Source organism: Allobosea sp. 117, assembly GCF_000702305.1.
Classification (GTDB): domain Bacteria; phylum Pseudomonadota; class Alphaproteobacteria; order Rhizobiales; family Xanthobacteraceae; genus Ancylobacter.
In genome coordinates, this window is the sequence record NZ_JNLC01000012.1 from 315,068 (window position 1) to 338,989 (window position 23,922).

Genomic DNA, 23,922 nt, shown 5'->3' on the forward strand with positions numbered 1-23,922 from the left:
CATTCTCAGCCTCCCTGCATGGGTGCGAGGATCTCGACGCGGTCGCCGTCGGCGATCGCGGTCGCGGGGCGCCTCGGGGCGCGCACCATGGCGCCGTTCAGCGCGGTGGCGACGAGGGCGTCGGCAAGGCCGAGTTCGGCGAGAAGCTCGGCGAGGGTGTGGGCGCGGGTGTCCGCCGCCTCACCATTCACGACGATCTTCATCCATGACCTCCGGAAAATGCGCGCCGTCGAAGGCCACCGCGGCGGCGCGGCGGGCGAGCGCCGGGGCCAGCAGGAAACCGTGACGGTAGAAGCCGTTCACATAGATGGTCCGGCCGCGCTTGCGGATGCGCGGCAGGTTGTCGGGGAAGGCCGGGCGTACATCGGCGCCGATCTCCACCACCTCCGCCTCGCCGAAGGCCGGGTGCAGCGCATAGACGGCCGAGAGCAGTTCCAGCATGGAGCGCCCCGTCACCCGTCCACGCTCGTCATTCTCGATCGAGGTGGCGCCGATCATGAAATGCCCGTCGCCGCGCGGCACCACATAGACCGGGATGCGCGGATGCAGCATGCGCACCGGACGCTTGAGCGCGATCTCGCGGGTGAACAGCACCAGCATCTCGCCCTTCACGCCGCGCAGGTCGGCGAGCTGGTCGCGCGCCGCGAGGCCGCGGCAGTCGACCACGATGTCGGCCTGGCCGGCGACCTCGCCGTCCGCGTCGGTCTCGTAGCGGATGGTGACGTCGTGCTCGTTCACCAGCTTGGCGGTGAGCGCGGCAAGCGCCTTGCGCGGTTCGAGATGCGCTTCCGTCGGGAAGAACAGCCCCTGGTCGAAGCGGCCTTCGAGGTCCGGCTCCAGCGCCGCGATCTTCGCGCCGTCGACCCATTCGAAGCCTTCGGTGCGTCGCGCGAAACGCCGCAGATCCGGCAGGTCGCGCGGCGGCGCCAGCACCAGGCTGCCTTCCTTGGGAACGTCCGGCACCTCGCGGCGCCAGTAGTCGAGCGATTCGAAGCCGAGCTCGGCAACCAGCGGCTCGGCGCTCTCGCGCTCGCACCACGGTGCCAGCATGCCGCCCGCATACCAGGAGCAGCCCTGCCCGGTGCCGGCCCTGCGCTCCAGGATGGTCACCCGGGCGCCGCGCTCGGCGAAGGCGTGGGCGCAGGTGAGCCCGGCGACGCCGGCCCCGACGATGGTCACGTTCATCGCATTCGCGGCGCCGTCGCGCGCGACGGCTGCGGTATCATTATCTATGGTTGGAGACGACACGAACTCCTCCCTCCGCCAGTCCAAACTGGATCAGGTTCTAAGGGTCGCCATGCCGCAAAATGAGATGTCGTTTTGCGCCGATGGCCTCTCAGCCTCCTGACGAGGCTCCCCCGGACGCATCTGATATAATCCCTCGCCGTGCCCCTGTCACGGTTCCGTCGACAATATTCCGTGCCGGCAACGGGGTGCGGGACTGGTGCTGTCTCAGCCGTGCCGCGAGGATAGTGACACGACGTTGCCGCGCGTCGGGCAGGCCTTGGCGATGGCCCGCTCCAGCGCCTCCCGGTCGAACGGCTTGCCGAGCCGCATCAGGCTCGGATCGGCCCCCTCGGGGAGCTCGGCATAGCCGGTGCCGAGGATCACCGGCAGATGCGGCCGGCGCACCTTTATGGTCGCGGCGAGCTGGACGCCGGACATGCCCGGCATGGCCTGATCGGTGAGCACGACGTCGATCGAGGCGTCGCCGTCGAGTATGTCCAGTGCCTGATGGCCGGAGGAGGCCTCCGTCACCGCATAGCCGAGGTCCTCCAGCATCGCGGCGGTCGACATCAGCACGAGCGGGTCGTCGTCGACGACGAGGATCGAGCGTGCGCCGCCCGAGATTTCAGGTTCGCCGGTCGCCTTTGCATCCTCAGGCATCGCCGTCCCCTCCGCGATCGGCAGGTAGATTTCCGCGACGGTGCCTTCGCCCACGCGGCTTTTCAGCACCAGCCGGCCGCCGGACTGCGCCGCAAGTCCGTGCACCATGGCGAGGCCGAGGCCGGTGCCCTTGCCGACGCCCTTGGTCGTGAAGAACGGCTCGGTCGCGCGGGCGAGCGTCTCCTCGTCCATGCCCGCGCCGGTGTCGGCCACGCTGAGGCAAAGATATTTCCCAACCGTCATGGCGCCTTCGGAATCGGAAGCTTCCTGAATCTCTTCCTCCCGGGCACCGATGACGATCGTGCCGCCATTCGGCATCGCGTCGCGCGCGTTCACCGCGAGGTTGAGCAAAGCGAGTTCGAGCTGGTTGGCGTCGACCCGCGCACGCGGCAGGCCGAGCGGGAAGCGCGTCTCGATGCGCACGGTCGGACCGATCGAGCGCCGCAGCAGTTCCGCCATGCCCAGCACGAGATCGGGCACGTCGACCGGCTCTGGCTTGAGGTCCTGCCGGCGCGCGAAGGCGAGCATGCGCTGCGTGAGCGAAGCGCCGCGCTGCGCGCCCTGGATGGTGTTGTCGATCAGCCGCAGCAGGCGCGGATCGTCCGGCGCGCGTTTGCGGGCGAGTTCGAGATTGCCGAGGATCACCGCGAGCAGATTGTTGAAGTCGTGCGCGATGCCGCCGGTGAGCTGACCGACCGCCTCGAGCTTCTGCGCCTGCCGCAGCGCTTCCTCGACGCGCCGGCGCGCAGTCACGTCGACGAGGCCGCACGAGGTCTTGGTGATGCGTCCCTCGGCATCCCGCTCGGCATTTGCCGAGAGCACGCAATGCAGCGTCTCTCCGTCCTTGGTGATGAACTGGTACTCGGCGTCGCGGACCTCACCGACCGAGCGCAGCATCGGCCAGTGCTCTTCCTGACGGCGCTGCGCCGATTCCGGCGTCATGAAATCGGTCAGGGGGCGGCCCAGCACCTCGTCGCGCTGATAGCCGAGAAGCCCCAGCCAGCGGTCGCTGACCTGAAGGATCCGCCCTTCCGAATCGAGCGAATGCAAAGGCAGCGGCGTCGTGCGGTAGAGCACGCGGTAGCGCTCTTCGCTCGCGCTGAGCGCGGCCGCCTCGCGCGCGGCGATGGCGACCAGCCGCATGTCGTGCAGCGCCGCCGTCACCGCCGCACACAAGGTGAGGAATGCGGCAGCGATCACCGCCATGGCGAGGTGGGCGTTGGCGCCCGCCTCCGGCGGCGTTCCGCGAAACAGCGCGAACGCGTTGCCGTCGAGCAGGAGCAGATGGGACGCGCCGATGCCGAGCCCCATCGCCACCGCCGCCGCCGGACGCGCCGCGCCGGACGAATGATCACCGAAGGCCAGCCACAATCCCGCGATGGCGCCGGCCGTCGCGGCCCCGGCCGCCATGGCGACGCGCACCATGTCGCCCGTCGCGCCCGACAGCGCCAGCGTGGCGAGATATTGCATGGCCACGACGCCGAGCCCGATCAGCACACCGCCGCCAAGCAGCCGGGCGAAGGTCACCTGCGCATGGCATGCGAGATAAAAGCCGAAACCGGCGGCCACGAGGAGGACCAGGAAGGAGACGATGGCGAGAGGCAGATCGAACGCGGCGCCCGCAATCGCTGCGCCCGCGAACACCATGGACCATGCGCCGCCCGCAATCACCACCGCGGCGGCGGAAAGCCATGCCCAGCGGGAGCCGCCGCGCGCTCGCGCGACATGGTCGGCGAGGTCGAAGGCCGTGTAGGCCGTCGACATCGCGATGACCATGGAAAGGGCGATCAGCACGACATCCTGGCTTTCGAAGCTCATCTGCGTCGCCCTGCGCCCATCCCCGTGCGTAACTCGATACAAGGCACGTCTCAATCATCCCAACGCAGCGGCGTCGAGCGACTGTCCATCACTGGACCGATAGCTGCCGCCTGGATCAATGGCGCTTGCCTTCGCCGACGTGCTCGGGCTTGCCCTTGCGCTTGGTCGAAGCGAACTCGTCGAGCTGCTTTTCGCTCATCGAGTCGTACATCGAGCGCGACGCGCCTTTGAGCTCGGACTTCTTCGTCTCGCCGCGCTTGGCCGCGAGTGCCGCACCCGCGGCCATCTGCTGTGCCTTCGATTTGGCTGGCATCGATGCCTCCATCCTTCGAACGCTAGGTCGGGAAGTCGACCACCCTCAATTGAGATAGCCGAGCAGCCACAGACCGAGGATGATCGGAAGAGGAATGCCCAGCAGCCAAAGCAAACCACCTTTCAGCATGACACTCTCCATGTTGTGTGATGCTCAAACCCGGCGGGTGGACTTTGGTTCCAGCACCGCTACCAAATCGCCCTGCCCGCCGATGAGAGCCGGCAGGGCCGGGAACATGGAGATCGTGCCGGTGAAGATGAACTGGCTGCCGTGGCGAAGCGTCGCCGAATTCAGCACGCTCGCCACGCTGCTCGCCGCGGCGAGTGCCCTGCTCGGTTTCGCGCTGATCGCCGATGCGGTGACGGAAGGCGAGACCCATAGCTTCGACACCGCCCTCCTGCTCGCCTTCCGCAATCCCGCCGATCTCGCCCAGCCGATCGGGCCGGCATGGCTTCACGTCGTCATCCGCGACATCACGGTGCTTGGCGACACGACGATACTCGCGCTGGTGACGCTGATCGTCGTCGGCTACCTGCTGATCGACGGCAAGCGCGGCGCGGCCGCCTTCGTCGCCATATCCATCGTCAGCGGCACGCTGCTCAGCTTCGGCCTGAAGTCCGGCTTCGAACGCCCCCGCCCCGATCTCGTCGCGCATCTCGTCAAGGTGCAGACCATGAGCTTCCCGAGCGGCCACGCCATGATGTCGGCGCTGACCTATCTGACGCTCGGCGCACTGCTCGCCCGCACCCAGAGCCGGCGGCGCATCAAGGCGTATATCCTCGGCGTCGCCATGGTGCTGACGCTGCTGATCGGCGCCAGCCGCGTCTATCTCGGCGTCCACTGGCCGACCGACGTGCTGGCCGGCTGGTGCGCCGGCAGCGCCTGGGCGCTGATGTGCTGGCTCATCGTGCTCTGGCTGCAGCGACGCGGGCGAATCGAGGACGACACACCCGAGCCCGCCTCGCCATCGGCCTAAATGCGGATCGTCAAACGCCCCGTTCTCCGTGCTAGGCTGCCGCTGGAACCGCCGCAGAGCGGCTCGCGAGGGAGGGCATTATGCCGAACAAGACGAGCGAAGGATTGTTGATCCGCGAGATCGGCGTCATCGAGACCACCGAGTCCGACAACGTCCTACGCTGGGACGGCACGAACCTCTATGTCGAGCAGGACATCTTCCACAACGGCCAGCTCGTGCACCGCAAATACAAGCGCCGCGTGACGAAGGACGTCGCGCGCACCATCGCGGCCATGCTGGCCGACACGCACTGAATGGCCGGAATCCCGCTGCACATGCCCGTCTTCACCATGCCGATGCGCGTCGCCCTGCTGCTGGTGGCGCTCACGCTCGTCTTCGCCGGCCCGGCCAGCGCCGCCGACTGCGCGGCGGCCGCCACACCGGCCGATCGCCTGTCCTGCGCCGCTACCCAGCAGAAGGCCGCCGACACCGCGCTGAACGCCAGCTACAAGGCGCTGATGGGCGCGCTCGGCCCGGACGACCAGGGCCGGCTCCGCGACGCGCAGCGCGCGTGGATCGCCTTCCGCGACAAGGAATGCCAGTTCCGCGCGGGCGTGCCGGCGGACCCGTTCCGGCAGACGCTCTGCGTTGCCGAGCTCACCGGCCGGCGCAACGACCAACTCGCGGCGGCGGCGGGCTGCAAGGCGGGCGACCCGGCCTGCCTGCCGCGCTCCGGCGCCGCGACCGCTCCCAGCACGCCCATCGCTGCAGACGGCAACACCTCCTGCCGGCAGACGGCCGGACCGGCCAAAGCGCAGCAATATGTGGCGCAGTGCCTCGAGGTCTCGCCGGCCACCCACCCGCCCTGCAATGCGGACAACGCGTGTAGCCTGATCATCGACGAGATCAAGCGCGGCTGCGGCATGATCGGCCAGGGCGCGCCGGCCTATTGCGCGACCTATCGCTGATCGGGCTCCCGGCTCTCGGCTCAGATTTTGGCCAGCAGGCCGCCGAGCAGCAAAAGGCCCGCCGGCCACAGGCCGAGGCGGGCGGCGCTGCCGATGTGACCGAGCTCGCCCACATCGGCGAAGTCGGCACCCCACACATCCGCGAACTGGCGTGCCTGCTGGAAGGTGACGCGCGGGTCGTCGCGGCTCGCCGCCACCAGCGCCGGGAACGGCAGGGCGCGCAGCGGCATCGGCGCGAAGCTGCGCACCAGCGCGAAGGAGGGATCGGGATCGTCGACATTGGTCGGCGCGGCCAGAAAGGCGGCGGCGACCTTGCGCGTCAGCTCCGGCGGCGCGCCGGCGCTCCAGCGCACGATGGTCGCCACCCCGACCGAATGGCCGACGAGCACGACACGCCGCGGCGCGCTCTCGACCGCAGCGCCGAGCCGGGCAATCCAGGCCTGCGCATCGGGGCGCGACCAGTTCGCCTGGATGAGGCGCGTCGAATTGGGAAAGGCGCCGAGCCAGTGCGACTGCCAATGGTCGGGCGGAGAGTTCTCCCGTCCCGGAACCACCAGGAAATCGAAGGAGGAGAGATCGACGGCCATGGGGCGTGTCTCCGTTCACAGCGGCCGCAGCAGGGCGACCAGTATGAGCGCCAGCCCCGCCATCGAGACAAGCCAGGCGAGCGAGCGCAGATAGGCGATGCCGGCGGCGTAGAGCGGCACATAGACGATGCGGGCGGCAAGATAGAGCCAGCAGCCGAGCAGCGTCAGCGCGCCGAGACGGCCGGCGAGATGGGCGGCGAGCACCGCGGCCGCGAACAGCGGCAGGGTTTCCATCAGGTTCGCCTGCGCCCGCCGCAGGCGTCCGGTCAGGCGTCCTTCCGGCGGCCCCGGCTCGTCGCGCGGACCGGTGTTGTAGGCGATGCCTGTCTCTCGGTTGCGAAACATGGCGGGTAGCAATATCTGCACGATCGCGAGCATGAGTGCCCAGGCGAGCAGGCTGAGTTCCGTCGTCACGTTGCTCTTCCCTTGTGCATGGCTCATTTCCCACCAACCAATAGGCGTCGCGATCCGGCGCCGATGATCTAGATTGCCGTTATGGCTAAGTCCAAGCTCAAGAAGAAGAAGCGCAACAGCGGACAGACGCTGCGACAGGTCGCCGCCCTGCCGTTCCGCGACGCGGCGGAAGGGGGCATCGAGTTCCTTGTGCTGAGCTCGCGGGAGACGCGGCGCTTCATCGTGCCCAAGGGCTGGCCGATCAAGGGCCGCAAGGACTGGAAGGCGGCGCAGATCGAGGCGCGCCAGGAAGCCGGCGTGGTCGGCGAGATCGGCCGCAAGCGCATCGGCGAGTACCGCTACTGGAAGCGGCTGGACACCCATTTCACCCTTATCAAGGTCAGCGTCTATCCGCTGAAGGTGACGCGCCAGCTCGACGACTGGCCGGAGCGCCACGAGCGCGACCAGCGCTGGCTTTCCCCGCAGGATGCGGCCCTGCTGATCGACGAGAGTGACCTCGCCGATCTCATGCTGGACTTCGCTCGGACGGACGCCGTTGGAAAACCCGGCAAATCCGCCAAAGGCGAAGACGCGGCCCCGCGCGAGGCCGAGCCGCAGGGCTGAGCGTCAATGCGCGGGCGGCCGGGCTCCTCGACGATGTCGAAAGGCCCGGCCGGAGCGTGCGGTCACTCGATGATCTGCACCACGCGATGGGTGCGCGGATCCACCAGCACGGTGCGGTTGTTCACGACCGTGTAGCGATACGGGGTATCGCCGAAGCGCTCGGGCACCTCGTAATAGCGCACGCCCGTGGTCGGCAACTCGGTGCCGACCACCACGTCGCGCTCATAGGCGTAGGACGGGACCTGCTCCTCGACGACATAGCTGCGGAAGCCGGCGCGACGCTCTTCCGCGATGCCGCCGACAAACGCGCCGGTCACGCCGCCGACCACCGCGCCGACCGGGCCGCCTACGATCGCACCGCCGACCGCGCCGGTGGCGGCGCCGGCCGCGACGCCGGCGCCCTGCTGGGCGCTGGCCGCGACGGGCAGGGCAAGAACGATGGCCGTCGCGAGAATTGCTTTCCTGATCATATCAAGTCTCCTCTCGGGCCCCATACCCCGTGCGCTCCTTAACGTACGGGGCGGAGGAGCGTTCCCAAGAAGAGCTGATATGAACGAGACTGATTTATTTGATCACGAACGTCATATACGTGACCGAATTGTGGAATCAGTGAGGTGTAGATGAGCCTTGTGTTTGAAAAAGCTTTCCCCTCTCGGTCACCAGTACGATGACGAGAGCGGTAAATCCAAGAGTGGCGAAGCCGAATACCAGAGGCAGCGTGGTGCCGTCGAACTGCTGCCCGAGCGCGAAGCCCAGCAGCGCGCCGCCAACCGTGGTGACAAAACCGAGCAGCGACGACGCGGTTCCCGCGATATGGCCGACCGGCTCCATGGCCATGGCGTTGAAGTTCGACACCATCAGCCCGAAGAAGAACATCATCGAGGCCTGCAGGATCGAGAACACCCAGATCGACTCGTAGCCCGCCAGCGCGATGAGCGCGTGGCTGGCGGTCACCACGATGAAGCCGACCAGCGCCGCGTGCGAGACCCGGCGCATGCCGATCTTGCCGACGATGCGCGCATTCAAGAGCGATGAAAGCGCCATGAAGAGCGCGATGCCGGCGAACACCGAGGTGAACAGATGCTCCGCGTGGAAGGCGTCAGCGAACACCTGCTGGGCGGAATTGATGAAGCCGAACAGGCAGCCCATCACCGCAGTCATGGCCAGCGCATAGCCGACGGTCAGCCGGCTGTGGAAGAACAGCGATACGGCGTGGCTGACCCCCTGGAACGAGATCGGCGTGCGGTCCTCCGGATGCAGCGTCTCGGGAAGGCGCACGGCGGTCCAGACCAGCGTCACCGCCCCGAACACCGTCAATATGCCGAAGATCCACCGCCACTCGGCGACCAGCAGGATCGCCTGTCCGATCGAGGGGGCGAGGATCGGCACGGAGAGAAAGACGATGAAGGCGAGCGACATCACCCGGGCCATCTGCCGCCCGGAATAGCAGTCGCGCACCACCGAGATTGCCAGCACGCGGGTCGCCGCCGCGCCGATTCCCTGCGTCGCGCGCGCCGCCATCATCACCTCGAAGCTCGGCGCGAAGGCGGCGACGACCGAGGCGACGGCGTAGAGGCCGAGGCCGAAGATCAGCACCGGGCGCCGGCCGTAACGGTCGGCGATCGTCCCGTAGAGAATCTGCGCGGCACCGAATCCGAGCAGATAGGCGGTGACGACGAGTTGCACATGGTTGCCGGCCTCGATGCCGAGCGCGGCACCGATCTGCGGCAGCGCCGGCAGCATCGAATCGATGGCAATGGCATTGGTCGCCATCAGGGCGGCGATGTAGCCGACGAACTGGCGAAACCCCATGCCCGGATGCGGATTTTCCGGGACGGCAGGAGAGGACATGACGGCTTTCTGAAAAGGCAAAATGGCGGAAGGGAATGAAAACGACGCTCGGCCAATGGCGGCCCGCGCCCGCCTTATGCCTCAAAAAACGCGGTTCCCCTATCGACCACAGGTCACACCGGCGGCAGAAAAATACGGCGCATGCTCATAAGATTGTGATTTCGCGCCGGGCGACGTTGCGGCATGCGCGGCCGGATCGCGCCCCCCGCTTGCGCGCGGCCGCAAAGCGGAAGTTCTGGAAGACCCGGTGAGGAGGAGCGCATATTCTGCGGGCCGATCAAGCGGTCTGTCCGGAACCGCGCCAAGCCGCCCTGTCATGACGGACCGCAGGTCTGCGGACCGACGCCGAGGAGTTGCGCCATGCCCCACCCCGCTCTTAGCCCGTCCCATGTCGCCGTCGTCACCGGAGGCGCCTCCGGCATCGGCCTCGCCGCCGCCAAGCGCTTCGCCCGGCTCGGGCTGAACGTCGTGATCGCCGACATCCCCAGCGCCGCCCTGAGCGATGCGGTCGATGCGGTCGCCGCCGCGGCCGAGGGCAGCCCGGTGGACGTGCGCGCCATCCCGACCGACGTCAGCCGCGTGGAGGAGGTCGAGAAGCTGCGCGAGGCGGTGCGCGCCGCGTTCGGGCGCGTGCATGTGCTGATGAACAACGCCGGCGTGCAGCCCGGCAGCAACGTGTTCGGCCCGCCGGAGAACTGGGCGAAGGTGCTCGGCGTCAATCTGTGGGGCGTCATCAACGGCACCCAGCTCTTCGTGCCGGACATGGTGGCGAGCGGCGAGCCGGGGCTGGTCATCAATACCGGCTCGAAGCAGGGCATCACCACGCCGCCGGGCGATCCGGCCTACAACGTCTCGAAGGCGGGCGTGAAGGTGTTCACCGAGCAGCTCGCCCATGAATTGCGGGGCAGCACCAGCGGGCGCATCTCGGCGCATCTGCTGATCCCCGGCTTCGTCTTCACGCCGCTAGCCGCGCGCGGCCGTACCGAGAAGCCGGCTTCCGCCTGGACGCCGGAGCAGACGGCCGACTTTATGCTGCAGGGCATCGCCGCCGGCGATTTCTACATTCTCTGTCCCGACAACGAGGTGGACCGGGCTACCGACCAGCGCCGCATCCTGTGGGCCGCCGGCGACATCGTCGAGAACCGGCCCGCCCTCTCGCGCTGGCATCCCGATTACGCGGCCCGTTTCGCCGCCTTCGTCGAGGCCCCGCCGCCGTCCGACGGGATGCGGGTGGAGACGCTGAACGCCTCCAACGACGACTGAAGGCTGGGCCGGCGCGTCAATCGCCGCTCGCCGCCTTCCCGACGATCGCCGCGCGTGCCGCTTCGAGGAAGTCCTCGGAGAGCTTCTCGTCGCTGCTGAGGCGTGCCAGAACCAGCGCGCCGACGAGGGTCGAGAAGGTCGCCAGCGCGGCGGCATGGCGCTCCGCGGCCGTGGCGCCGGGGCTCAGCGCCTCGATCGCCGCGATGTTCTGCCTTAGCGACGAGGTCGCCGTGGCGCGGGTCTCCGGCGCCTGACGGGCGATCTCGGGGCCGAGGGCGGCGAACACGCATCCGCACTCCGGCGCGTCGCGATGCGCCTTCGAGAGATAGCTGGCGACGATCTCGGAAAGCGCGGTCTCCGGGGCCTCCCGCGCCAGCGTCTGCCACTGCGGCCGCACGACCTCGGCCGCCCGCGCGCTCGCCTGCGCGATCAGGTCGTCCTTCGAGGCGAAATGGCCATAGAAGCCGCCATGCGTCATCCCCGCCGCCTTCATGATGTCGGCGACGCCGATGCCGTCGAAGCCCTTCTCGCGGAACAGCCGCGCGGCCGCCTCAAGAATCCGTTCGCGGTTTTCCGCACATTTCTCGCGGCTGACCCTCATCACTCCGATCCGTCGTTATTCCCATCCGTATATAGGATGTCGCCCGGCAATCAGCAATTATGATAGTTATCATGATTATGTGCCGGCCGTATCATCCTGCGTGATCGGTGCGTCCGATACGGGGTCGGGCGGCCGGGGGACCACAGCTCGTGCGCAATGGGGAGCGCTGCCATGTTCGATCCGACCACCCTCACCGGCTTTCACACCTGGCTCAGCCTGATCGGCATCGCTGCCGGCTTCGTCGTCGTCCTTGACCTGATCGGCGGACGCAGCCGGCCGCTCTGGGCGGCGGTCTTCCTGATCACCGCCATCGGCACCAGCGTCACCGGCTTTCTGTTTCCGTTCAACGGCGTGCTGCCGTCGCATGTCGTCGGCGTGATCGCGCTGCTGGTGCTGGTGTTCCAGACGCTCGGGCTCTACGCCTTCGGCCTCGCCGGCGGCTGGCGGCGGATCTATGCCGCCAGCGCGGTGATCAGCCTCTATCTGCTGGTGTTCGTCGGCGTGGCGCAGGCCTTCGCCAAGATCCCGGCCCTGCACGCCGCCGCGCCGACGCAGGCCGAGCCGCCCTTCGCCATCGCGCAGGGCATCGTGCTGCTGATCTTCGTCGGCCTTGGCCTGCTCGCGGTCCGCGGCTTCAGGCCCGCGCTGCGGCCGGCGGTCTGACCCGCCGGCCCGAGGTCGGGACGCCGGGTCAGAACTTCGGCGGCTCCATGTCGAGCCCTGGCGGTTCCATCTGCGGCAGGTTCAGCTCGATCGTCGAGGGATCGACGGTCGGGCCGGAGCTGACCCAGTAGGTCACCGATTCTGGCCACATGATCACGATCACCACCAGGATGAGCTGCATCAGCAGCCATGGGATCGCGCCCCAGTAGATCTGCGAGGTGCGGATCGAGGGCGGCGCGATGCCGCGCAGATAGAACAGCGCGAAGCCGAAGGGCGGATGCATGAAGGCGGTCTGCATGTTCACGCAGAGCAGCACGCCGAGCCAGATCAGGTTGATGTCGAGCTTGATCGCCACCGGCACGATCAGCGGGATGATGATGAAGGCGATCTCGAAGAAATCGAGGAAGAACGCGATGAAGAAGACGAACACGTTCACGAAGATCAGGAAGCCGACACGCCCGCCGGGAAGCTGAGACAGCAGGTGCTCGATCCAGCGCGAGCCGTCCATGCCCTGGAACACCAGGCTGAACACGGTGGCGCCGATCAGGATGAACACCACCATCGAGGTGAGACGCATGGTGTTGGCCATGCCCTCGCGCACCAGCTTCCAGCTAAGGCGCCGGTGCAGGGCGGCGAGGATGATCGCGCCCACCGCCCCCATCGCGCCGGCTTCCGTCGGCGTGGCGAGGCCCATCGCCAGCGTGCCGAGCACCAGCGCGATCAGCACGATGGAGGGGATCATGCCCCACATCACTTGCTTGATGAGCGGCCAGCCACCCTCCCCGATCGCCTCGGGCGGCAGCGGCGGCATTGTGTGCGGGCGCACGATCGACAGGCCGAACACATAGAGCAGGAAGATCAGCACCTGCAGCAGCGACGGCCCGATGGCGCCGAGATACATGTCGCCGACCGGCTTGCCGAGCTGCTCGGCGAGGATGATCAGCACCAGCGACGGCGGGATCAACTGGGTGATGGTGCCCGAGGCCGCGATCACGCCGGTGGCGAGCTTCTGGTCGTAGCCGTAGCGCATCATGACGGGCAGCGAGATCACGCCCATGGCGATCACCGAGGCCGCCACCGTGCCGGTGATCGCGCCGAGGATCGCGCCGACGATGATCACCGCATAGGCGAGGCCGCCCGGTATCTTGCCGAACAGCTTGCCCGTTCCCTCCAAGAGGTCCTCGGCGAGGCCGCAGCGCTCGAGGATCGCCCCCATGAAGGTGAAGAAGGGAATGGCGAGCAGGAGGTCGTTGGAGATGATGCCGTAGAAGCGCAGCGGCAGCGCCTGCAGGAAGCTCGGATGGAAATGGTCGGTGAGGACGCCGAGCGTGCCGAAGAACAGGCCGACCGCGATCAGCGAGAAGGCGACCGGAAAGCCGGCCAGCATGAAGCAGATCATGCCGCCGAACATCAGCGGAGGCATTACGCCATGAGAGAACATGCGGATCCCACGAGCTGATCGGTTGAGGAGAGGGCGGCGCGGAAGGGCGGGCTACTGCAGCGGCTTCTCGTAGTCGGTCTCGATGCTGATGTCCCCGCGCAGCGCGGCGACCCGCTTGATCAGCTCCGACACGCCCTGCGCCACCAGCAGCGCGAAGCCGAGCGGCAGCAGCAGCTTGGCCGGCCAGAGGGTGAGGCCGCCGGCGTTCTGCGAGACCTCGTCGGAGACGAAGGCCTGCCAGAAGAACGGCCAGCACAGGGCGGTGAGATAGATGCTCGTCGGGATGAGGATCAGCACCAGTCCGAAGGTGTCGAGCCAGAGCCGGCCGCGCGACGACAGCATCATGTAGAGGAGGTCGACGCGGACATGCTCGTTCTTCTGCAGCGTGTAGGAGGCGCCGAGCAGCACCACCGCCCCGAACAGGTACCACTGGATCTCCAGCAGGCCGTTGGTGCTGTAGCTGAACAGATAGCGCACCGTGGCGTTTCCGGCGCTGATCAGACAGGCGGCAAGGACGCAATAGTCCGCCACGCGGCCGAAGCGCTCGTTCATCGCGTCTATGCCACGGCTGAAGGCGAGCAGAGCTCCCATGCCGGCGTTTCCCCTCTTGGTCTCGTTGCAGCCTGCATCGGCTGTCTTGCTGTCTGCCGGCAAGATAGACGATCGTCTCACGCAATTTAACCCTTATTGCGCAAGCGTTTTCCGTATTGAGCGTGACGCTGGGTCATGCATCATCCCCTGCGACACGCATGGATCCCCCGCTCGGCGACGCCAACTTGCGTTTGGGTTGGGCGACTTCTATAGATTACAAACTGTCGGCGGGCGGAAGTTGTGAAGCATTTTTCGGCCAGTTGCGCCGTTTTTTCAAAAGTCTTGGCATAGTAAATATGCCCTTTGAGGCGCTGCGGGTGACGGGTTCGCATGATCTCGATGATCTGGCCGTGCTGAAGCAGGTAGCTTCAGGCGCACTTCGCCCGTTCATCAACGACGGCGACTTGGCAACTTCGCCGCCTGCCCTGCGTACCCATGTCGCTTTCCTTGTCTGGCTGTTCCATTGCCTTGATCCGCTAGTCGCGGCTGATGCGGCCGACGACGATGCGACCTCCGCTGTCTTAAAGAGAATCGCGGCCGCGGGCGGCAACCAGGTAAGGTGTGTCTCGCTCGCCTCGGCGGCGATGGAAACGCCGGTCGACCTGCTGCACCTCCCGGCGCAGGCATCCGCCGAACTGGCACGGCGGACGCTCGAAACCGCGCTGCCCCGGCTGTCGCGCCGTGGCGTCGTTGTGGTGTCCGGCCTGCGGCGGCCCGGCAATGGGGCGGTTGCGCTGTGGGACGAGCTGATCGCCCGCCATCCGTCCTTCGAGTTCCGTCACGGGGAGGGGCTCGGCGTCCTCTGCATCGGCGAGGACCCGCCGCCGGCCCTCCGCCTGCTGTGCGAGGCGACGGAAGATGCCGCCGCCGCGCAGAATCTGCGCAGCTTCTTCGCGAGCCTCGATGGACCCGAGACGCCCGGCGATGAACTCGGCACGGCGATGGACGACGACCGCCCTCTCCCACGTGCCATGCCGCTCGTGCCGGCCTCCGGTACGGGCAGCGGGCTCTCGCAGACTCTCGACCGGATGCTGCAGCGCCATGCCCGCTCGCTCTGGCGCAAGCTCCATGCACGCGATGTCCACAAGGCTCCCCTGCCCGGCACGCGACAAGGTCCGGCCCAGACGTCGACGACGCCGGCCGGCGCGGCCAGGCGCACACCGTCTCCCCCGTCCCCCACGGCCCTCCACGTCCGGCGCATCGACGCGCCGCCGCGCACCGTCCCCGGCCGGGAAAAGCTGCTCGTCTGTGTCAGCCATGTCCCGCCCTTCCCGCCCCGCGCCGGCAACGAATACCGCATCGATCGCATGCTCGACTGGCTGGGGCAGCGGGGCTGGGACGTGCTGCTCGTCGTCTGCCCGCTGGGTGGCGAGAGCCTCACGGATGCGCAGGGCGCCGCGCTCGCCGGCCGCTATGAGAACGTCGCCGTGCTGTCGCGCAGCGGCGAGCTGAGCTGCGCCGCGGCCCGTCCGGCCATCGCCGCGGCTCTCGGTGCGCTCGACGGCCGGCCGATCCGCGACGCCGCGGCGCGGCTGAACGAGGGTGCCGACCGCAAAACCGCCCGTCTGCTGCCGGTCACCCGCAACTTCTGCCCGGATGCCCTGGTCGAGACGCTGGCCGCCCTCGACGAAGAGCTGCGGCCCGACATGGTGCTCGCCAACTACGTCTTCATGACCCGCGCCCTGCCGCTGCTCCGGCGCGAGACCCTGAAGGTGGTCGACACCCACGACGTGTTCTCCACCAAGGCCGGCAAGGTGGCGACCTTCGGCGTCGCGGACAGCCTGCAGATCACGCCCGCCGAGGAAGCGGCGCTGCTGTCGCGCGCCGACCTCGCCATCGCCATCCAGCCCGAGGAGGCGCAGGAGCTCCGGCAGATCGAGCCGGAGGTGCCGGTGGTGACGGCCGGCGTCGACATGCCGGACATCGCCGGCGAGACGGCCGGCATCCCGCCTTCCGAACCCGTGGTGCTCATCGTCGCCTCGGACAATGCGATGAACGCCAAGGGGCTGCGCGACTTCCTGCGCTTCGCATGGCCGCATGTGCGCGCCGCCGTTCCCGGCGCCGAGCTGCATGTCATCGGCTCCGTCGGCGCCATCCTTTCGGGCGACGAGCCGGGCGTGCGGGCGCTGGGACGCGTCGATGATCTGGCCGGTGCCTATCGGGCCGCGCGGCTCGCCGTCAATCCGGCGGTGGCCGGCACCGGGCTCAAGATCAAGACACTGGAGGCGCTCGCTCATCTGCGCCCCATCGTGTTGTGGCCGACCGGCGTCGAGGGCATGGCGCCCGAGCTGCGGGGCCTGTGCGATCGCGTGACCGACTGGTTCGCCTTCGCCGAGGCGGTGGTGCGCCTGTTGACCGACGATGCGGCCGCCGGCCGCGTCGCCGCCGCCCGCGAGCGCATCGCCGCGCTGCTGTCGCCCGAGACGGTTTACGCCAGTCTGGAACAGGCGCTCGCCGAAGGCCTGTCGCGTTCCCGGCGGGCTGTCCCGGCATGACCGGCCAAAGCGACATGCTGGCCCCGGCGCCGCCATTCGACGTCGTCGTCGACCTCTCGGCCAGCGGGATGGACGCGCCCCGGCTCGCCGCCCATGCGAGGGAGCTTGCCGGGATCAGCGGCCTGCCATTCGCGGACGGCCGGGTGCTGATCGTGCCGCCCGCACCGCTCGCCGAAAACCCTCCTGCCGAACCGCTGCCGGCCGGCTTCGCATGGACCGGCACGGCGCGGGCGCTGCGACGTGCTCTGGCGGGCGCGGCGGCGCACCGACGCGGCCTTGTCGTCGTGAGTGGCGACTGGCTCCCCGGCATCGAGGCGATGGCGCAGATCGCGGCGCTGGGCGACGCCGATCCGATGATCGGCACGGTGCAGCCGCGCTTCGCCGACCCGGAGACCGACCGTGTCGCTGCTCTGCCCGGCATCAGCGACAAGGCGCCGCCGGACCTGCCGCGCGCCGCGCTCGCCCGCCTGCCGGCCCTCGCCGTCACCGCCGAGCTGCCGGCCGCGCTGGTCTTCGTGACGCCGCAGGCGGTGCGCGCGGCAGCCTCCATGGAAGAGGCGACGGAAGCCGGCTTCGCGGAGGCGCTGGAGGCGTTTCTGGTCGCCCTGCGCCGGCTTGGCTTCCGCAATCTCGTCTCCAACCGCACGGTGATGCCCTGCCCCGGCGGCGCGGCCGTCGCGTATCCGGCGCCATCGAGCAGGGCATCGAAGCATCAGGCCGATGCGCTGCAGGGGCGCCAATGGCTCGCCGAGCAGCCCGAGCGGACGCTGGAGCGCACGCTCGCGGAAGGCTTCGATCGTTTCGGACGCCCGCGCCTGCTGCTGGACTGCCGCGGCCTCACCGCCCGCCACAACGGCACGGCACAGGCGATCCTCGGCTTTCTCGGCGGCATGGAAGCTCTGCGCACTCCGGGCTTCGCGATCACCGCGCTGGTGTCCGGCGCCGCCGCGCGCTTCCACGATCTGCGCCGGCGCTTCCCCGGCCTCGCCTTCGAGATCGACCGCCCGAAGGGCCGCTATTTCGCGACCGCCGTGCTCGACCAGCCCTGGTCGGTCCGCTCGGTCTTCGAGACGCACCGCATCTCGGCGGTCATCGCCTTCAACATCCTCGACACCATCGCCTGGGACATCGTCTACGCCGCGCCGGAACGGCTCGACGAGGCATGGCGGGTCGCCGCCAATCTGTCGGACGGGCTGCTGTTCAATTCGCACTTCACCCGCGAGCGCTTCGCCTTCCGCTTCAACCCCGATCCGGCGATACCGCTCGCCGTGACCCATCACAGCCTGGCGCGCGCGGAACTCGTCGCCGCGCCGCCCGCCTCGCCCTATGCCGAGCCCTTCCTGTTCGTCGTGGGCAACGATTACGACCACAAAGACGTAACGCCGACGCTGGCGCGGCTCGCGGACGCCTTCCCCTATACGCGGATCGTCGCGCTGGGCGGAGCGAGCGCCGGCAACCCGCGCGTCACCATCCTGCGCAGCGGCCACATCGCCGAGAGCGACATCCAGGCGCTGCTCGCCAATGCCGCCGCCGTCGTCTTCCCCTCCTTCTATGAAGGGTTCGGCCTGCCGGTGGCGCAGGGCGCCGCCTATGGCCGCACCGTCGTCGTGCGCCGCTCGCCGCTCTGGGAGGAGCTCGCCGCCCATTCGCGGCTGCCGGGCGCCATCGTGCCGTTCGACGACGAGGCGAGCCTCGTCGAAGGGGTGGGCCGCGCGCTTCACGGCCTCCCCCCATGCGCCCTGCCTTCCGGCGGCGCACTCGAGCCGGACCAGTCCGGTCCGACATGGGCGAACTGCGCGCAGCGCATCCTCGATCTCATGGAACGCGCCGCCGCCAACTTCGACGGCCGGCGCTGGCTGCTTCGCGAAGCGCTGTTCCGCACCTTGCGGCAGGCGAAGCCATGACGGCCGGCGCGCCGGCGCTGCGCATCGCGACGCTGTTCGTGCGCCACGGTACGGCGAAATACGCCTCCGCCCTCGACGCCCTCGATGCCTTCTATGCGCGCCGGCTGCCGGAGGTCGCGCGCGAGCTGGTGGTGATCGACAACGCCCTGCCGCCCGGCCATCGCGAACCGCTCGGCGGAGCACGCACGCTGATCGGCGGCTCCAACGAATACTGGGAGTTCTCGGCCTGGGACGACGGCCTCGCCTTCCTCGGCCCGCGCCTCGCCGGCTTCGATTTCGTGCATCTCGTCACCTCGGCCTTCGGCGAGCTCTACACCCGCTACATCGAGCGCATCGACACCCGCGTGTTGGAGGCGCTGCGTGGCCGGGCCGCCGCGCTCGGTCATATCGATTGCTACAATACGCCGGTGCGCCTGTTCGGGCGGCAATCGCAGAGCTGGCTGCGCTCCTCCTTCCTGTTCCTGCCGCCGGCGGAGCTCGCGCTGCTGGGCTCGCTGGTCTCCATGCGTGATCGGGCGACACTGTTTTCCGGCGAGCCGGAACGGCCGTTCCGTTCGGAAGCCGCCGTGGATGCCACGCTGCAGGCCAATATTCTCGGCTGGCTGACGGGTGCCGGCACCGGTCAGGGCACCTCCTGGCATTCCCGCTTCGATCTCGATGCCGGCACGCTTCCCTTCTTCGAGGCGAAGACGCTCGCTATCCTGAACGAGCAGGCGCTCGCCATGCGGCTGCGCGCGCAGGGCTGCGCGCCGGTCGACGCCACCTGGCTCGCCACCATGCTCGGCCGCCGCCGAAACCGCGACGTGCTCGGCGCCGTTCCGGACTGGCGCCGGCAGCTTTCCGACCGCGACGAAGCCCGGCTCGTGATTTCCTGAGAGCCCGAGCGGACTCGCCCAAAACAACTCGCCCAAGAGAGAGGACACCATGCGCGATTTCGAACGTCCCGGCCGCTCCCTCGCCGTCGGCCGCCACGGCATGGCCGCGACCTCGCACCCGACCGCGACGCTCGTCGCCCTCGACATATTGAAGGCCGGCGGCAACGCCATCGACGCGGCGGTGGCGGCCTGTGCCGTGCAATGCGTGGTCGAGGCGGGATCGACCGGCGTCGGCGGCGACTGCTTCGCCCTGCTCTCGCGCGCCGGCGCGACCGACATCGTCGCCTATAACGGCTCCGGCCGTGCTCCTGCCGCCGCCACCGGCGATTGGTACCGCGAGCGCGGCTTCACGGCCATCGACCGCAACTCGCCCCATGCCGTGACGGTACCGGGCGCGGTCGAGGCCTGGGCGCGCCTCGTCGCCGACCACGGCCGGCTGACGCTTGCGGAGCTGTTGCGCCCGGCCATCGAGATCGCCCGCGAGGGCTATCCCGTCACCCCCCGCGTCGCCCACGACCTCGCCACCCAGGCCGACCTCCTGCGCAAGGACCCGACCGCCGCCCAGACCTTCCTCGCCGAAGGCGCGTCTCCGGCCGTCGGAGCGCTGCAGCGGCAGCCCGCGCTCGCCGAGACCCTGCAGGCGATCGCCGACGGCGGCGTCGAGGCCTTCTACCGGGGGTCGGTCGCGCAGGACATGGTCGAGCGTCTGCGCGGATTGGGCGGCCTGCATACGCTCGAGGACTTCGCGGCGACGGCCGGCGAATACGTGACGCCGATCAGCACCAATTATCGCGACCACACCGTCTATGAATGCCCGCCCAACGGTCAGGGCATCATCGCGCTGCTGATCCTCAACATCCTCGCGCGCTTCGACATCGGCGGCGATCCGCTCGGTGCCGACAACCTTCACCGCGAGATCGAGGCCACCCGCCTCGCCTATGCCGCGCGCGACCGCTTCCTCGGCGATCCGCGCATGGCCGGGATCGCCGCCGACCATCTGCTGTCCGACGCGCTGGCCGACGACTTCGCCGCGCGCATCGATCTCGGCCGGGTCATCGATCCCATCGCGGTTCCCGATGCGGCAGAGCACAAGGACACCGTCTACATCACCGTCGTCGATGCCGAGCGCAACGCGGTCAGCTTCATCAACTCGATCTTCACGCCCTATGGCAGCGGGCTGATGAGCCCGCGCACCGGCGTGCTGTTCCACAATCGCGGGCAGAGCTTCTCGCTGAAGAAGGGGCATCCGAACGAGATCGCGCCCGGCAAGCGACCCATGCACACCATCATCCCCGGCATGGTGGCGCGCGAGGGCCGCGTGGTGATGCCGTTCGGCGTCATGGGCGGGCAGTATCAGGCGATGGGCCACGCCCATTTCCTCTCCAAGGTGCTGGATTTCGGCCTCGACCTGCAGAGTGCGATGGACCTGCCGCGGCTCTTCCCGCTGCCCGGTACGAAGACGGTCGAGATGGAGGCGCGCCTGCGCGAGACCGTCGGGCCGGAGCTGACGCGACGCGGCTTCACCGTCCAGCCGCCCAACTGGGCGATCGGTGGGGCGCAGGCGATCTGGATCGACTGGGAGCGCGGCGTGCTCCTCGGCGGATCGGACCACCGCAAGGACGGCTGCGCGCTCGCGCTTTGATCTCTCTCGGCCGATGGTGGTGCTTGAATGCCGCCCTCCGGGGCCGCTATTTTGGCAGCGGAATGGGGGCTTCATGACACCGGATCAGATCGTGCTGCTACGTCGCAGCATCGATGGGCTGCGACCGCACTCCGAGCAGGCCGCCGCGCTCTTCTACGGGCGGCTGTTCGAGATGCTCCCGGAGGTGCGTCCGCTCTTCACGGAGGACATGGTCGAGCAGGGCCGCAAGCTGATGCGCACGCTGGTCGCCGTCATGAACGGCATCGACGACATGCGCTCGCTGCGCCCCGCGGTCGAGCGGCTCGGCCAGCGCCACCTGCAATACGGCGTCCGGCAGGAGCATTACGAGCCGGTCGGCGTGGCGCTCATCTGGGCGCTGGAGCAGGGCCTCGGCGACGCCTTCACGCCCGACACGCGTAGCGCCTGGCTGAAGGCCTATGACGTGCTCACGCAGATCATGCTGGATGCGGCGGGGAATCCGGAAGCGGCGGAGCCGGCACCCTGAGCGGCCTCTGCCGGCCGCCTGGAAGCATTTCCGATCAGGTCGGGACGGACCTCAAGCGCCGGCGAAATGTTCCATGCCGACGCGTATGCCTTCCGACGTCAGGCGTACCCGCTCCTGCGAGCCGCTCAGCCAGCCCCGGTTCAGGCAGCTTTGCAGCGCGCCGCCCACATCGACCCAGTCGAGCAGGCGGATATCCGCCACCGCCTTCACATGCCGACCGGAATAGTCACGGGCCTCGCCGTTCAGCCGCCAGTCGCGGTAGAACATCTCCAGCACCGCGACTTCATCTTCCATCATCCTCGCCTCCATCGACGTGGCAGGCGAATGGTAAGCCGAAGCGATATTACGAATTCGTTTCGAAAATCGAGATGGCCGGACACTGTGGCCGAAGCCCCACAGCGGGCGCGGCGGTGGGATGGCGCCTCAGCGCCGGCGGGTGAAGACGTCGGCCAGCAGCGCGCCGTCGGCGAGGCGCCGTAGCTGGCACCAATGCGACAGGCCGTCCCGCTCCGCGCGCTGCGCCTTCAGTTCAACGACGATGCGGTCGCCGATCTCGACATTGCCGTGATAGACGATGTCGCGCGCGCTGGTCGAACGCGGCTGGAGAGGCGCCAGCAATTCCCATTCGGCGCGGTCGACGAAGGCCTGGAACGCCGCGAAATAGAGGAAGTCGGCGCCGTTGAAGTCCTGCGATGGGCACGGGTTGATGACCAGACGCGTCGCGTCCCCTGCCCCTGCCCGGTCGAAGCCGAAATGCTCGCTCCACGCCCCGCGCATCTTCGCCGCCATCGTCGCCGCTGCGCCGAAACCCTCCGGCGGATCGGCGGCGGGGAAGATGTCGAGCGCGATGCGGGCGATCGACCGGTTGCGCCCCGGCTCGCTACGCCGCACGAAGACCGAGGAAAGCTCGACGGTCCCGACCGGGCGGCCGCGGCACGACAGGCGATGCCGGCTGGCGAACTGGGTGCGGGAGATGCGCGCCAGCTCCGAGGAGATGGCGAGTTCGTCATGCTCGCGCAGCGCGTCGAAGCGGGCATCGGCGATCGAGACCGCGCAGAAGGCGGCATAGACCGGCGTTCCGTCGGCGTCGCGGAAATCGGGAACGGCCCGGCCCGCCATGCCCGCCAGAAGCTGCCAGTGCCGATGCCCCAGCTCCTTCAGCAGCCACGTCTCCGACAGGCCGCCGAGGCTGAGATGCGGCATGCCGAGCACGAGACGATCCTGCATCGCGATCGTGGCGCGGGATTTCAGTTCGGCGGCGGTGATCGCGATGTTCATCGGCGCCCTCAGCTCGCCTTCTGCATCGCCGGTTCGCCGGCGAGCCGTTCCGCGATGTGATTCACGATATGCTCGGCATCGCGCCCGACGCTGCCGAAGCGGCCGGATCCCCAGGTGTGCAGCCATGGCAGGCCGATGAAATAGACGCCGTCCTGCGCGGTGATGCCGCGACGGTGCTTCGGATGGCCGCCGCCGTTGAAGACCGGCGCGTCGAGCCAGCGGAAATCCGGCCTGAAGCCGATGCACCAGACGATGGAACGGATGCCGGAGGCGCCGAGATCGAGCCTGGCGCGCTCGCCGGACGGCTGCCACACCGGCGTGTAGACGGAGCCCGGCGGGGCGGAGATGCCGTTCTCGGCGATATGCTTGTCGATGGCGGCGTTGATGCCGTTATAGGTCTTGTCGGCCTCGTCGAGGGAGGAGGCGAGATTGCCGCTGAAATGCAGCTCCGTGCCGTCGAAGTCGCGCAGCGCGCCGTAGAGCTCCATGCCTTCCAGCGCGAATTTGCGCAGGTCGATGTCGCGCCCGCCGTCGCGGCCGGTGACATAGTGGTTGGTATTGTCGCGCACGCCTTCCCGCAGCGGATGCTGGTCGACCGACATGTCGTAATAGTTCATGTCGGCGAGCCAGCTCACCACGTCGCGGCCGCGATAGAAGCGGGCGCAGCGCGGGGCGTTGCCGATGGCGAGATGCACCTTGCGGCCGGCCAGGTGCAGATCCTCGGCGATCTGGGCCCCCGACTGGCCGGAGCCGACGACCAGCACGCCGCCGTCGGGGAGCTGGTTGGCGTTGCGATAGTCGGCCGACTGCACCTGGAGGATATCGGCCGGCAGGCGCTCTGCCATGCGCGGTACGATCGGCTCGTGATAGCCGCCCGACGCCACCACCACCGCCTCGGCGGAGAGTTCGCCGGCCGAGGTCGAAACACCGAACCCACCGCTGGCGCGCGGCGACACCCGGGTCACCGCCACGCCCTCGCGGATCGGCGGATCGACCACCGCGCGGAAGCCCTTGAGATAGGCGATGATCTCGTCCTTCACCATGAAGCCGTCGGGATCGGCCCCCTGATAGGGATGCCCCGGCAGGGCGCACTGCCAGTTCGGGGTGACGAGGCAGAAATTGTCCCAGCGCTGGGTTTCCCAGACATGCATGGCGCGGTGCTTCTCGATCACCAGGTGATCGATGCCGCGCGCTTTGAGGTGATAGCTCACCGAAAGGCCGGCCTGGCCGCCGCCGACGACGATGACGGGATAGTGCTGCGAGGTCAT

The 23,922-nt window shown here is 68.5% G+C and carries 25 protein-coding genes and 1 riboswitch; of the genes, 11 read left to right on the forward strand and 14 right to left on the reverse strand.

Features of this window, described 5'->3' with window-relative positions; genetic code table 11:
- Positions 1-5: 5 nt before the first annotated feature.
- From thiS to U742_RS0110715, 4 genes are all read right to left on the reverse strand, one after another.
- Positions 6-203: a sulfur carrier protein ThiS gene (gene thiS / locus U742_RS0110700; protein ID WP_029352816.1), complete on the reverse strand. Its 198-nt coding sequence runs from the start codon at positions 201-203 to the stop codon at positions 6-8.
- Positions 181-1,185: an FAD-dependent oxidoreductase gene (locus U742_RS0110705; protein WP_029352819.1), complete on the reverse strand. Its 1,005-nt coding sequence runs from the start codon at positions 1,183-1,185 to the stop codon at positions 181-183. Before U742_RS0110705 ends, thiS begins: the two co-directional genes overlap by 23 nt.
- Before the next feature lie 53 nt (positions 1,186-1,238).
- Positions 1,239-1,370: riboswitch (TPP riboswitch) on the reverse strand.
- Positions 1,371-1,452: 82 nt separating this feature from the next.
- On the reverse strand, positions 1,453-3,705 hold the full coding sequence (locus U742_RS0110710; RefSeq protein WP_029352821.1) for a response regulator: 2,253 nt from the start codon (positions 3,703-3,705) through the stop codon (positions 1,453-1,455).
- Positions 3,706-3,820: 115 nt separating this feature from the next.
- Positions 3,821-4,018 carry a DUF3008 family protein gene (locus tag U742_RS0110715; protein ID WP_029352822.1) on the reverse strand — a complete coding sequence of 66 codons (198 nt, stop codon included), beginning with the start codon at positions 4,016-4,018 and terminating at the stop codon, positions 3,821-3,823.
- 235 nt (positions 4,019-4,253) lie between these two features.
- On the opposite strand from U742_RS0110715, the gene U742_RS0110725 reads away from it, so the two are divergent.
- From U742_RS0110725 to U742_RS22505, 3 genes are all read left to right on the forward strand, one after another.
- Positions 4,254-4,994: a phosphatase PAP2 family protein gene (locus U742_RS0110725; RefSeq protein ID WP_081852941.1), complete on the forward strand. Its 741-nt coding sequence runs from the start codon at positions 4,254-4,256 to the stop codon at positions 4,992-4,994.
- 80 nt (positions 4,995-5,074) lie between these two features.
- Positions 5,075-5,287, forward strand: a complete 213-nt coding sequence (locus U742_RS0110730) for a hypothetical protein (protein WP_029352827.1) — start codon at positions 5,075-5,077, stop codon at positions 5,285-5,287.
- A gap of 21 nt (positions 5,288-5,308) precedes the next feature.
- The gene (locus tag U742_RS22505) at positions 5,309-5,941 is read left to right on the forward strand and encodes a lysozyme inhibitor LprI family protein (protein WP_197028236.1); all 633 of its coding nucleotides are present in this window, start codon (positions 5,309-5,311) and stop codon (positions 5,939-5,941) included.
- 20 nt (positions 5,942-5,961) lie between these two features.
- Here U742_RS22505 and U742_RS0110740 read toward each other — a convergent pair whose 3' ends face one another.
- Positions 5,962-6,528: an RBBP9/YdeN family alpha/beta hydrolase gene (locus U742_RS0110740; RefSeq protein ID WP_029352830.1), complete on the reverse strand. Its 567-nt coding sequence runs from the start codon at positions 6,526-6,528 to the stop codon at positions 5,962-5,964.
- A 15-nt stretch (positions 6,529-6,543) separates the two neighbouring features.
- The gene (locus U742_RS0110745; RefSeq protein WP_029352832.1) at positions 6,544-6,942 is read right to left on the reverse strand and encodes an MAPEG family protein; all 399 of its coding nucleotides are present in this window, start codon (positions 6,940-6,942) and stop codon (positions 6,544-6,546) included.
- 81 nt (positions 6,943-7,023) lie between these two features.
- Between U742_RS0110745 and U742_RS0110750 the strand changes: the two genes are divergently transcribed.
- Positions 7,024-7,545 (forward strand): NUDIX hydrolase, encoded by a 522-nt coding sequence (locus U742_RS0110750; RefSeq protein ID WP_197028237.1) that lies wholly within the window; start codon positions 7,024-7,026, stop codon positions 7,543-7,545.
- Between the two features lie 62 nt (positions 7,546-7,607).
- Here the strand turns inward: U742_RS0110750 and U742_RS0110755 are convergent, their stop codons facing one another.
- Both U742_RS0110755 and U742_RS0110760 read right to left on the reverse strand, forming a co-directional pair.
- On the reverse strand, positions 7,608-8,015 hold the full coding sequence (locus U742_RS0110755; protein WP_029352837.1) for a DUF1236 domain-containing protein: 408 nt from the start codon (positions 8,013-8,015) through the stop codon (positions 7,608-7,610).
- Between the two features lie 136 nt (positions 8,016-8,151).
- Positions 8,152-9,396 carry a multidrug effflux MFS transporter gene (locus U742_RS0110760; RefSeq protein WP_248310330.1) on the reverse strand — a complete coding sequence of 415 codons (1,245 nt, stop codon included), beginning with the start codon at positions 9,394-9,396 and terminating at the stop codon, positions 8,152-8,154.
- Positions 9,397-9,756: 360 nt separating this feature from the next.
- On the opposite strand from U742_RS0110760, the gene U742_RS0110765 reads away from it, so the two are divergent.
- Positions 9,757-10,659 (forward strand): SDR family NAD(P)-dependent oxidoreductase, encoded by a 903-nt coding sequence (locus tag U742_RS0110765; protein ID WP_051661064.1) that lies wholly within the window; start codon positions 9,757-9,759, stop codon positions 10,657-10,659.
- A 16-nt stretch (positions 10,660-10,675) separates the two neighbouring features.
- Here the strand turns inward: U742_RS0110765 and U742_RS0110770 are convergent, their stop codons facing one another.
- Entirely contained in the window at positions 10,676-11,260 is a 585-nt protein-coding gene (locus U742_RS0110770; RefSeq protein WP_038361153.1) for a TetR/AcrR family transcriptional regulator, read from the reverse strand.
- Between the two features lie 171 nt (positions 11,261-11,431).
- Between U742_RS0110770 and U742_RS0110775 the strand changes: the two genes are divergently transcribed.
- Positions 11,432-11,923: a hypothetical protein gene (locus U742_RS0110775; RefSeq protein WP_038361156.1), complete on the forward strand. Its 492-nt coding sequence runs from the start codon at positions 11,432-11,434 to the stop codon at positions 11,921-11,923.
- Positions 11,924-11,951: 28 nt separating this feature from the next.
- Here U742_RS0110775 and U742_RS0110780 read toward each other — a convergent pair whose 3' ends face one another.
- Together U742_RS0110780 and U742_RS0110785 are read right to left on the reverse strand one after the other, a co-directional pair.
- Entirely contained in the window at positions 11,952-13,364 is a 1,413-nt protein-coding gene (locus U742_RS0110780) for a TRAP transporter large permease (RefSeq protein WP_029352848.1), read from the reverse strand.
- 51 nt (positions 13,365-13,415) lie between these two features.
- A complete protein-coding gene (locus U742_RS0110785; RefSeq protein ID WP_029352849.1) occupies positions 13,416-13,955 on the reverse strand; it encodes a TRAP transporter small permease subunit in 540 nt (179 codons plus the stop codon).
- Between the two features lie 158 nt (positions 13,956-14,113).
- On the opposite strand from U742_RS0110785, the gene U742_RS22510 reads away from it, so the two are divergent.
- The 5 genes from U742_RS22510 to U742_RS0110810 all read left to right on the forward strand — a co-directional run bounded on the left by U742_RS22510 (position 14,114) and on the right by U742_RS0110810 (position 21,376).
- Entirely contained in the window at positions 14,114-16,450 is a 2,337-nt protein-coding gene (locus tag U742_RS22510; RefSeq protein WP_156034200.1) for a glycosyltransferase family 4 protein, read from the forward strand.
- Entirely contained in the window at positions 16,447-18,354 is a 1,908-nt protein-coding gene (locus U742_RS22020; RefSeq protein ID WP_038361159.1) for a glycosyltransferase, read from the forward strand. Before U742_RS22510 ends, U742_RS22020 begins: the two co-directional genes overlap by 4 nt.
- On the forward strand, positions 18,351-19,229 hold the full coding sequence (locus tag U742_RS0110800; RefSeq protein ID WP_051661066.1) for a hypothetical protein: 879 nt from the start codon (positions 18,351-18,353) through the stop codon (positions 19,227-19,229). Before U742_RS22020 ends, U742_RS0110800 begins: the two co-directional genes overlap by 4 nt.
- Before the next feature lie 49 nt (positions 19,230-19,278).
- Complete coding sequence (gene ggt / locus U742_RS0110805; protein WP_029352855.1) at positions 19,279-20,871, forward strand: gamma-glutamyltransferase; 1,593 nt, start codon at positions 19,279-19,281, stop codon at positions 20,869-20,871.
- A gap of 73 nt (positions 20,872-20,944) precedes the next feature.
- Positions 20,945-21,376: a globin family protein gene (locus tag U742_RS0110810; RefSeq protein ID WP_029352857.1), complete on the forward strand. Its 432-nt coding sequence runs from the start codon at positions 20,945-20,947 to the stop codon at positions 21,374-21,376.
- Between the two features lie 51 nt (positions 21,377-21,427).
- Here U742_RS0110810 and U742_RS0110815 read toward each other — a convergent pair whose 3' ends face one another.
- From U742_RS0110815 to U742_RS0110825, 3 genes are all read right to left on the reverse strand, one after another.
- Positions 21,428-21,673 carry a hypothetical protein gene (locus U742_RS0110815; RefSeq protein WP_029352859.1) on the reverse strand — a complete coding sequence of 82 codons (246 nt, stop codon included), beginning with the start codon at positions 21,671-21,673 and terminating at the stop codon, positions 21,428-21,430.
- A gap of 126 nt (positions 21,674-21,799) precedes the next feature.
- Positions 21,800-22,654, reverse strand: a complete 855-nt coding sequence (locus U742_RS0110820; protein WP_038361162.1) for a Pnap_2097 family protein — start codon at positions 22,652-22,654, stop codon at positions 21,800-21,802.
- 8 nt (positions 22,655-22,662) lie between these two features.
- Positions 22,663-23,922: an MSMEG_0569 family flavin-dependent oxidoreductase gene (locus tag U742_RS0110825; protein WP_029352862.1), complete on the reverse strand. Its 1,260-nt coding sequence runs from the start codon at positions 23,920-23,922 to the stop codon at positions 22,663-22,665.